Annotated in this window: 8 protein-coding genes; 4 read left to right on the forward strand and 4 right to left on the reverse strand. The window is 63.2% G+C overall.

What is annotated here, in order from left to right; translation table 11 throughout:
- Positions 1-13: 13 nt before the first annotated feature.
- From AAF563_19760 to AAF563_19775, 4 genes are all read right to left on the reverse strand, one after another.
- Entirely contained in the window at positions 14-2,053 is a 2,040-nt protein-coding gene (locus tag AAF563_19760) for an autotransporter domain-containing protein (GenBank protein MEM7123521.1), read from the reverse strand.
- Between the two features lie 205 nt (positions 2,054-2,258).
- The gene (recQ, locus tag AAF563_19765) at positions 2,259-4,130 is read right to left on the reverse strand and encodes a DNA helicase RecQ (protein MEM7123522.1); all 1,872 of its coding nucleotides are present in this window, start codon (positions 4,128-4,130) and stop codon (positions 2,259-2,261) included.
- Positions 4,131-4,171: 41 nt separating this feature from the next.
- Positions 4,172-5,020 carry a 1-acyl-sn-glycerol-3-phosphate acyltransferase gene (locus AAF563_19770; protein ID MEM7123523.1) on the reverse strand — a complete coding sequence of 283 codons (849 nt, stop codon included), beginning with the start codon at positions 5,018-5,020 and terminating at the stop codon, positions 4,172-4,174.
- A 177-nt stretch (positions 5,021-5,197) separates the two neighbouring features.
- Positions 5,198-5,815, reverse strand: a complete 618-nt coding sequence (locus tag AAF563_19775; GenBank protein ID MEM7123524.1) for a TetR/AcrR family transcriptional regulator — start codon at positions 5,813-5,815, stop codon at positions 5,198-5,200.
- A 105-nt stretch (positions 5,816-5,920) separates the two neighbouring features.
- On the opposite strand from AAF563_19775, the gene AAF563_19780 reads away from it, so the two are divergent.
- From AAF563_19780 to AAF563_19795, 4 genes are all read left to right on the forward strand, one after another.
- The gene (locus tag AAF563_19780) at positions 5,921-7,444 is read left to right on the forward strand and encodes an NAD(P)/FAD-dependent oxidoreductase (protein MEM7123525.1); all 1,524 of its coding nucleotides are present in this window, start codon (positions 5,921-5,923) and stop codon (positions 7,442-7,444) included.
- A gap of 43 nt (positions 7,445-7,487) precedes the next feature.
- Positions 7,488-8,348: an ABC transporter six-transmembrane domain-containing protein gene (locus AAF563_19785; GenBank protein MEM7123526.1), complete on the forward strand. Its 861-nt coding sequence runs from the start codon at positions 7,488-7,490 to the stop codon at positions 8,346-8,348.
- A gap of 68 nt (positions 8,349-8,416) precedes the next feature.
- Positions 8,417-9,115 carry an urease subunit beta gene (locus AAF563_19790; GenBank protein MEM7123527.1) on the forward strand — a complete coding sequence of 233 codons (699 nt, stop codon included), beginning with the start codon at positions 8,417-8,419 and terminating at the stop codon, positions 9,113-9,115.
- Positions 9,115-10,139: urease subunit alpha (locus AAF563_19795; protein MEM7123528.1), on the forward strand; the 1,025-nt coding region annotated here is incomplete at its 3' end. The genes AAF563_19790 and AAF563_19795, both read left to right, overlap by 1 nt.

Raw genomic sequence — 10,139 nt, forward strand, 5'->3', positions numbered from 1 at the left:
ACCTCGCAGTTTCCTAGAATGCGATCTGCAAGCCGGCCTGGCCGGCGATGGTGCGCCCGCTGTTGCTTTCCAACGTCGCCTCGACGCTGCCAAACAGCGACACGCCGTCATCGATCAATGCCGACAGCTCGACGCCCGCCAGCGCCGCGCCGACGCTGTCCTCGCCACCCGCATCGAAGTTGATGGTCTGACCCAACAACACAGCGTCCACATTGCTGTTGTCCAGGCGCGTGCGCCCCTCCACGCCCGCATAGGGCGCGAAGTAGACGCTATCCGCGTATTGCGGGATACGCACCGGCACCGTCACCTGGAACCGACCGGTCAGCAGATGGATGAACCGGTCGTCGACCGTCATGCCGCTTGATGAGCCCGTCTCCGTATAGCTGTCCAGATGCGTGCCCGCGTAGCCCAGTTGCACACTGGGGATGACCTCCTGCCCGTTGACCGACACCGTGCGCGCCACAGAAAGCTCCGGCGCGATGAAGTAGCCATCATAATCCGCCGATGCCGTCTCCATGCCACCGGGCGCGGCGTTGTTGGCGATGTTGCGGCTGAGTTCGTAGCGGCTCCAGCCACCGGTCACGACCAGATCGACCGCCCATAGTCCGGAGGCATAACCGCCATAAACACCGATGAAGGCACTACCGATATCCTCGTCATGAGAGTCGAACTCCACGTCCAGCTCACCATAGGAGGCGCCCAGGAACAGGCCCGCGCGCGTATCGGCGCCGACCGGCGTGTCGACACCGGCGACGACGCCGCCCAGGTAGTGGTTCGCGCCAACGGTCGGCGACGTACTGTTCTGATCGCGCGCCAGGCCGAACACCTCGACCCACGCCTCGGTGGCGGAACCCGCGCCAATCGACGAGGCGAACCCCAATCCATCGTCTTCGTCAAGCGACGCCACCGCCTGACCCGTCGATCCGCCTAGCCGTTCGCTGCGCAGGCGCGAGAAGACGCTGCCCGAGACCGAATTCGTCAGATCGAAGACGATGTCGTCGGCCATGGCCAGCGCCGTCGGATCGACCACCGCCACCTGCAGTCCGTTCACCGCGAACGGCGCGCCGTTGGCGACAACGAACGGTGCGTTGCCGGTGAACGTGTTGTTGATGTTCAGGCCGTTCGCCACATCCAACGTGTTGCCGGGGGCGAAATTCAGCGGCCCCTGAATGTTAGAACCCTGCAGCAAGCGCAGCGTGTTGCCGCCGCCCGTAAACCGCACGGCGGCCGAGGCCGTGCCGCTCGCAACGAGTTGACCGCTGTTGTTGACAACGTTGTTCGTCGCACCCTGAATGCTGTCCGCGGTTAGACCCGAGGCTGAGATCGTTCCGGTGTTCGTGATCGTGCTGCCAGTGGTAACGATCACGCCGTGAGCGGCGCCACCCTGCGTGACGATGTTGCCGCTGTTGTTAACCGTGGTGTTGGCGCCGGTGGAGATACCGAAAGCGTTAGCGCCCAGCGTCGAGATCGTCCCGCTGTTGCCGATCGTGTTGCCGGTACCAAAGGCGAAAACACCAATCGCGCCCAGGCCGGTCGTTGAGATCGTCCCGGAGTTGCCAATGGTGTTGTTGTTGACTGCGTTGATGCCGTGCGCGGTCGCGCCCTGCGTTGTGATAGCGCCACTGTTGAAAATCGTGTTGTTGTTGGCGACCGTGACGCCATGAGCGCTGCCGCCCAGTGTCGAGATCGCGCCGGCATTGCCGATCGTGTTCCCGTTGCCGCCTAAGATGCCGAAGGCCGCACCCAACCCAGAGGTCGAGATCGTGCCCGTGTTGTTGACGACGTTGTTGTTGCCCATAAAGATGCCAACATCCACCGCCCCAAGCGTTGTAATCTGACCTTCGTTGGTGATCGTGTTGCTGTTGCCGGCAAAGACACCGACGCCGCCGGTCAAAATCCGGCCGCCGGGCTTCACGATGCCTGTCTGACCGTTGATCAGGATCTGGGTGGTAAACACCGTCTGGCCGTTGTCGACGATAAAGTCGGCACGAGCACCCGCCACGCCAACGACCATGGCAGCGGCTACCGCCGCGCCCTTCGCCCAACACCGCATCACAAACCCCCAATGCAACAACTCTACCTTGCAGTATAGGGGCCGAATCCAATCGACGCCAGAATTGTGACATGATTCGATGATGTTAGAGCCTGTTCTTAACCCTTGCGGACGCGCGGGTTTCCCGGGATCCGCGCAGAATGGCGACAGAGTGTAACCTTAAGGACACACCGGCTGTGGCGCCGACGCCCTCGCCCGTTGGCCGCTACTCCAACAGCCGTTCTGCCGCGTCGTCTCGCGCCTCGCGACGAATCAGCGCCAAGAACGGCTCGGCGAAGTTCTCCAGCTTGGCCGCACCGACGCCGTGGATGTGGCCGAAGGCCTCGCGGTTCGTCGGCCTGATTTGAGCCAGTTCCTGCAAGGTGCGGTCGTGGAAGACGACATAGGGCGGCACGCCGCGGGCATGGGCGATGTCGCGGCGCAGGCGCTTGAGGGCATCATAAAGTCCCTTGTCGGCGTCGGTGAGAGAAGCCGGCGCCGGGCCCGACTTGGCGGCCGGTTTCGCCGTCTTCTTGCGCTGGGGCTCCGGGCGCATCATGAAGATCGCCGCGCCGTCGGCGAGTTCCCGGCCCCGGTCGGTCACCAGCAGGCCGCCATAGCCGCCGACGTCGATTTCCAGGAAACCGGAGGCGACGAGCTGGCGGATCAGCGAGCGCCAGTCGGCCGCTTTTCGATCGGCGCCGGCGCCGAAAACGTCGAGCTGGTCATGACGGAAACGCCCGACCTTCTCCGTCGCCTGACCGCGCAGAATGTCGACCAGGTGAGCGGCGCCGAACCGTCCGCCCGAACCGATCGCCGCGGCCATCGCTTGGCGCGCCGGTTCGGTGCCATCGATCGCGTCGACGCCATCCAGGCAGACGTCGCAGTTGCCGCAGGGTTCGATGTCCTCGCCGAAATAGGCGAGCAACGGACGGCGCCGGCATTCGACGGCCTCGCAATAGGCCAGCAGCGCGTCGAGACGACGGTGATCGACACGCTTTCGCGCGTCCGACGCGTCGGACTCCTCGATGAACACGCGGCGCATACGGATGTCGTCGAGGCCGTAAACCATGACCGCCTCGGCCGGTTCGCCGTCACGGCCCGCGCGGCCAATCTCCTGGTAGTAGGCCTCGACCGAGCCCGGAAGATCAGTGTGGCAGACGAACCGCACGTCCGGTTTGTCGATGCCCATGCCGAAGGCGATGGTCGCCACCATGACGATACCGGGTTCGGTCAGGAACGCCTCCTCACCGCGCAACCGTTCGGCGGTGTCGAGCCCGGCGTGATAGGCGATCGCCTTGTGGCCCTGGTCGCGCAACAGCGACGCCGCCTGCTCTGTCTTGGCGCGCGATAGGCAATAGACGATGCCGCACTGGCCGCGGTAGCGCTCGACGACCTCACTGAGCTGTTTGAGCCAGGCGGCCTTCGCTTTGACGCTGAGCCGGATGTTCGGCCGGTCGAAGCCGGCGACATGGACCCGGCCATCACCACCGAACAGCGCGGCGACGATATCGTCGCGCGTCACCTGATCGGCGGTCGCCGTCATGGCCGCAATGGCGGCGTCGGGGAAATGGCCGCGCAGATCGCGCAGTTGATCGTATTCCGGCCGGAAGCTGTGACCCCACTGGGAGATGCAGTGCGCCTCGTCGATCACCAGATAGGCCACCGGCAGCTTCTGGAGCGCCGCCAGCATGCGCTCGGTCATCAAACGCTCAGGCGACATATAGAGGATCGCCACCTCGCCCGCCGCAACCTGTCGCCAGACGGTGACATTGTCGCTGCGCGATTTCGACGAGTTGATGGTAGCGGCCCGGACGCCGGCCAGACGCAGGGCACCGACCTGGTTGTTCATCAACGCCACCAGCGGCGAGACGACGACAGTGAGGCCGCCCTTGATCAGCGCGGGCACCTGGAAACACAGTGACTTGCCCGCACCGGTCGGCATGACAGCCAGCGTGTGACGCCCGGCGAGCAGGCTGTCGACGACATCTTCCTGCCCAGGCCGGAAGCCGTCGAAACCGAAGACGTCCTTCAGAACGCGCCGCTTCTCATCCTCGACGTCGACGTTATCGGGTTGCCGCAGATCGTGAACTGCCATGCCCCTGTTTAGCGCAACCGGTCCGGGAATCCATCCGCGAACTAAGGCGTGGCACTGCCTTTTGGCAGGTCCTTTTCGACAAAGGCTTGAAGCCTCTGCGCCACGACCGCGGGCGCGCCGTCGAAATCGCTTGCCGGCAGGACAGCGCCAAACGTGAGATCGAACGTCGCCCTGCGCTTGCCATAGATCTCGTAGAAGCGGGAGAGATCGCGAAGCTCTTTATGAACCGCCGACAGGAGATAATAGACAAAGGAATTGCGCGCGCGGATGTGCACGGGGATCGCTGGAACGCGGTGCTTCTGGACCATTTTGACCACGGCGGGCAGCCACGGTTTTTCTTTCAGACCACGCCATGTCTGCCTCGCCATGCCGCCTGCCGGAAACATGACGATCACCCGTCCAGCGTCGATCGCCGCTTGAAGCGCGCGCAAGGTCTCGCGCATGCGCTCGGGCCCGCGCCGTTCGGCGAGCCACTCGACGGGAATAATGACGGGCGCCAGGCCGGGCACGATGCGCACAGCATCCCGGTTGGCAAAGAAGGAGAAGTCGTCGCGCACGCCGCAAAGCGCCCGGCGAAGCGCGAGGCCGTCGACCATACCGGTCGGATGGTTGGCGATGATCACCACGGGACCGCGACGCGGCATGTGGTCGATCCCCGACGACCGCACATCGAACGGCAGGAGTTGATCGAGCAATTGCAGCGCGTCGTCCGCGTTCATCGGCGCCAGGCGATCGGCCCATTCGACCGCGAGTGGATACCGAAAGACCGGGTCGAGGACCGCCCTGATCGCCGGCCATAGATAGGGAATGCGGCGAAAGGTCATCGCGCGTTCGTCGATCACCTCGTCGATGATGTGCCGCGCCCGCCCGTGATGGACAGCCGTCTTCACGGCGACCCGCGAATCCGTCACCTCGGACCCGTGGCACCCGCACTTTCGGCAGAGACGGTCATCGTTTTCTCTCCTCAACGATGCGGCGCAAGAAAAACGTAGTGCCAGAACGCGGCGGTCGGAACCGATAGGCGCGAGAAACATTGCACTCATGGCAACCTAAGAACGTCAACGCGGCTAGTCCTGACGCCTGATAGCGTTCATCACCATCGCATGAAGCGTTTCGCGCGGCGGTTTTGCGTCCTGGCGACCCCTGAAAGCCAAGCGCAGTGCCAGACTTTCGACGGCGCCCAGGATAAATTCGGACACCTCTTCAGTATTCAATGATGCGTCAAACTCGCCAGCCTTGATCCCCTTCTTCAGGATGTCGGAAACTGCATTCGTGACAATCCCTCTATTCACGGCGAAGGCCTTGGCGACATCCCGATTGCGAAATGCTTCAGCGGTTATCTCAACCGTCAGCGCAACGTTCTCGGGCCAGGCCGAATAGTCGAGATAACAATCAAGGAATTGCGCGAGTGCCTGACGCGGATCGGCGACTTCGCGAAGCGACTCAAGGATCTCCTGCAACGCCTCGGCGTCCATGCGCGCGATCTCGGCGATCAGCGCATCCTTGTTCTGAAAGTGATTGTAGAGGTTGCCCAGACTGATGCCGGCTTCCGCCGCGATGTCGCGTATCCCCGTCTGATGAAACCCCTTGGCGACGAAACACCGCGTCGCCGCGCTAACGATCATGTCCCTGCGGTCGTGAAGGGCTGCGTCTTTGGTCATCTCGGCGATCTGCTGTTTAGGCATGGATCATAGCCTTGCATTCGAGTGGGCACTCCTCCATATTATGCAAATGAACGATCGTTCGTTCAAGGTCTGATTGGGTCACTGGCCCGTCATGCGGAGGATTTCATGGCACACTTCAACATCGTCATTGTCGGCGCCGGGCTGTCCGGGATCGGCTGCGCCCGTTACCTGCAGCAGAAGTGTCCGAACAAATCACTCGTCCTGCTGGAGGGCCGCGAAAGGATCGGCGGCACGTGGGACCTCTTCCGCTACCCAGGCATTCGCTCCGACAGCGACATGCATACCCTTGGCTATGCCTTCAAACCGTGGGAAGGCGGCAAGGCGCTCGCCGACGGACCATCGATCCTGGACTACATCAAGGAAACGGCGGAAGAAAACCACATTACCGACCACATTCGTTTCAACCGCCAGGTGACGTCGGCCCGATGGTCAACAAGCGAGTCCCGCTGGACGCTCGATGTCGAGCACGGCAATGGTGGCGGGCGCGACCGCTATACCTGCGACATGCTGCTGCTGTGCGGCGGTTACTACCGTTACGACAGGGGACACGCGCCGGGGTTCAAAGACGCCGATACGTTCGAGGGCCAAGTCGTCCACCCGCAGTTCTGGCCCGAAGACCTCGACTACGCGGGCAAGAGTATCATTGTTATCGGAAGCGGCGCGACGGCGATAACTCTTGTGCCTGCGCTGGCGAAGGACGCGGCCAGCGTAACCATGGTCCAGCGCTCGCCGAGCTATGTCTATTCAATGCCCAGCGTCGATCACGACGCCGAGCGGCTCAGGAAGTACCTGCCCTCAACGCTTGCCTATGCGATCACGCGCTGGCGCAACATTCGTTTGAACCAGTACTACTACTATCAATCGCGCGAGGAAGTCGAAAAGACCAAACAGGATCTGATCTATCTGGTGCGCGAAGCGCTGGGACCGGACTACGACGTCGAGAAACACTTCACGCCACGCTACAACCCTTGGGATCAGCGTCTCTGCCTGATCCCCGACGACGATCTCTATGACGCCATCAACTCGGGCAAGGCCGTCGTGGTGACGGACGAGATCGACCGGTTCACCGCCGGCGGCCTGAAGCTCAAGTCGGGTGAGGAACTGAAGGCCGACATCATCATTTCCGCCACGGGCCTGGAACTCAACGTCGCCAACGGGATCGATTTCAGTGTTGACGAAAAGCCGGTCAATTTCGCCGAGACGTTCTCCTACAAGGGTATGATGTTCTCTGACGTACCGAACCTGATCCAGGCAACCGGCTACTTCAACGCGTCGTGGACACTGAAGATCGACCTGACGGCCGAGTACATCTGCCGTCTGCTGAAGCTCATGGACAAGCGCGGCATGCGCCAGGCAACGCCCAGGCTGCGCGACGTCGAAGACGCGGACCTTCAGGCCATGACCTGGAACGACGAGTTCACCGCCGGCTACATCAAACGCGCCCAGCACCTTTTCCCAAAGCAGGGCGACCGCGCGCCGTGGCAACAAACCGGCGACTTCTACGCCGACAAGAAAATGATACGCGACGCGCCGCTCGAAGACGGTGCGCTTCGGCTCAGCAATCCCGTGGACACGTCGAAGGAACGGGTCGCGACCACGCCCGCGACGTCGGAACGTCCGGCCGCCTGAGGCCTGCCAGCCACACCATCGTGTGACGGCATAAGGGACCGCGATGTCGACGATCAATCGTGAGCTCAAGATCGGGTTCGGCGCGATTTTCAGGACGTTTCGCCGGCGCATCGCCAAGACCTGGGGCATCGTTCTCGTCGAGAACGTGCTGCTCGCCCTCATTCCGCTTCTCATAGGTTTTTCGATCGACGGCCCGCTTGCCGGCCGCCTTGACGAACTGGCCATGCTGGGCGGCGTGCTCGCTCTTCTCGGCGTCATAGGGGTCGCCCGGCGCATCTATGACACGCGCGTCTACGGCACCATTCGTGTGCATCTCGGGTTCTCCCTGCACCACCGAAACACCGGTTTGCGCGTCTCTGCCCGCAACGCGCGCCTCGGCATGTCGCGCGAGCTTGTCGATTTCCTCGAAAAGGATGTGCCCGAACTCATCACCGCGATCGTTCAGGTGATCATCAGCCTCACGGTGCTAGCCGTCTTCGACCCGCGTCTCGGTCTGGCATCAGCCATCGTTCTCGTTGCGATGATCGGCTTCTACGCCTGTTTTCACGGATCCTTCTACCGCTTCGCCGCCAACATGAATGAGCGCCATGAGCGACAAGTCGACGTCCTGGATGGCGGCTCCAAACTCGGCGTGTTCCGCCACTTGCGGGGCCTGCGCGGGATCGAGGTCTCGGTATCCGACACCGAGGCCTATCTTTACGGCGGCATGTTTCTGATGCAGATCGCCTTCGTCATCTTCAATCTTTACGTCGGCGCGCAGTTGCCCGCGGTGACCGCGGGCATGATCTTCTCAATCGCAACGTATTCGTGGGAGTATGTCGACGCGGCTCTCAGGCTGCCCATGGCGCTGCAGAGTTGGTCGCGCCTGAGCGAAATTACCAAACGCATCAACCAACCGACTTGAGACACGCCGTCGTCTTCGCGCGTTCCCCGTTGTAGAGTCGCCGGACACGTCAAACGGGGAACACATCCATGCTGCTGACACCGACCGAGATGGAACGGCTGACCATCTTCACCGCCGCCGAACTGGCGCGCCGCCGCCGTGCGCGCGGCCAACGGCTGAACCATCCCGAAGCGGTCGCCTTCATCGCCGACGAGCTGCTGGAGGCCGCGCGCGACGGCCAGACGCTGGCCGAGGTCATGACGTTGGGCGCGACACTTCTGACCACCGACGACGTGCTGCCGGGCGTTGCCGAGCTGATGTCGCTGCTGACCCTCGAGGGACAGTTTCCCGACGGGCCGAAGATGATTTCGGTCCACAACCCGGTGCGCCCGGGCAAGGAGGCGCAGGTCGATACGGTGCGGCCCGGCGAGGTGTTGACTGCGGACGGTGATATCGAGCTGAATGCCGGGCGCGAGCGCATCACACTGACCGTGCTCAACACAGGCGACCGACCCGTGCAGGTCGCCAGCCACTATCACTTCTTCGAAGCCAACAAGGCGCTTGAGTTCGACCGCGCCGCAGCCTTCGGCATGCGCCTCGACGTGCTGGCGGGCGCGGTCGCGCGGTTCGAACCTGGCGAGTCCAAGGACGTCACCCTGGTCGCCATCGGCGGTACCGGCGAGATCACCGGCCTCAACAACCTGACCGAAGGGCAAGTCTCTGATCCCGCCGTCAAGCAGGTGGCGCTCGCGCGCGCCAAGGCGCGCGACTACAAGGGAACGGAATAATGGCGACCATTTCTCGCGACGCCTATGCCGCGGCGTTCGGCCCGACCACCGGCGATCGCGTCAGACTGGGCGACACCAGCCTGCTCGCGCGCGTCGAAAAGGACCACACGGTCTATGGCGAGGAGCTGTTGACCGGCCTGGGTAAGAGCTTGCGCGACGGGCTTGGTGTCAATGCCAGCGCGACGGCGGCGGACGGCGCGCTTGATGTCGTCGTTCAGAACGCGCTGATCATCGATCCGGTGCTCGGCATCATCAAGGGCGATATCGGCATCATCGACGGGCGCATCGTCGGCATCGGCAAGGCGGGTAACCCGGCGGTCATGGCCGGCGTCGACCCGAACCTGATCGTCGGACCGTCGACCAAACACTTCATGGCCGAAGGCATGATCGTCACCCCCGGCGCCATTGACGTGCATGCCCACTACGGCCAGCCGGCGGAGGTTTGGCACGCGTTGTCGTCGGGCATGACGACCATGATCGGCGGCGGCTTCCCCGGCTGCTGGTCGGTCGATTCCGGCGGGCTGTGGGCCAACACGCGCATGCTGAAGGCGATCGAACCCTTCCCCATGAACTTCGGCCTGTTCAGCCGCGGCAGCGCGCACAAACCCGAAGGCATTGCCGAGCAGATCCGCTCCGGCGTCATCGGCGTCAAGATCCACGAAGACATTGGCGCCATGCCGGCGACCATCGACTGCTGTCTCTCCGTCGCTGACGATCTGGACTTCCAGGTCCAGCTCCACACCGACACCATGAACGAGGCCGGCTTCTTTGAGCGCACCATGGAGGCGATCGCCGGGCGCACCATCCACATGTACCACACCGAGGGCGCGGGCGGCGGTCACGCGCCGGACATCATCCGCTGCAACGGAGAGGTCAACTGCCTGCCGTCGTCGACCAACCCGACCAACCCCTTCACGTTGAACGCGCTCGACGAGCATCTCGACATGATGATGCTGTGCCACAGCCTGTCGCCGAACGTGCCCGAAGACGTCGCGTTCGCCGACAGCCGGCTCAGGCCGCAGAC

Source organism: Pseudomonadota bacterium, assembly GCA_039028155.1.
Taxonomy (GTDB): Bacteria; Pseudomonadota; Alphaproteobacteria; order SP197; family SP197; genus JANQGO01.

What these genes read in the sequence shown, in the direction of transcription:
- AAF563_19760 (MEM7123521.1), bottom strand. Translation starts at nt 2,053, where the DNA reads ATGCGGTGTTGGGCGAAGGGCGCGGCGGTAGCCGCTGCCATGGTCGTT.
- recQ (MEM7123522.1), bottom strand. Translation starts at nt 4,130, where the DNA reads ATGGCAGTTCACGATCTGCGGCAACCCGATAACGTCGACGTCGAGGAT.
- AAF563_19775 (MEM7123524.1), bottom strand. Translation starts at nt 5,815, where the DNA reads ATGCCTAAACAGCAGATCGCCGAGATGACCAAAGACGCAGCCCTTCAC.
- AAF563_19780 (MEM7123525.1), top strand. Translation starts at nt 5,921, where the DNA reads ATGGCACACTTCAACATCGTCATTGTCGGCGCCGGGCTGTCCGGGATC.
- AAF563_19785 (MEM7123526.1), top strand. Translation starts at nt 7,488, where the DNA reads ATGTCGACGATCAATCGTGAGCTCAAGATCGGGTTCGGCGCGATTTTC.
- AAF563_19790 (MEM7123527.1), top strand. Translation starts at nt 8,417, where the DNA reads ATGCTGCTGACACCGACCGAGATGGAACGGCTGACCATCTTCACCGCC.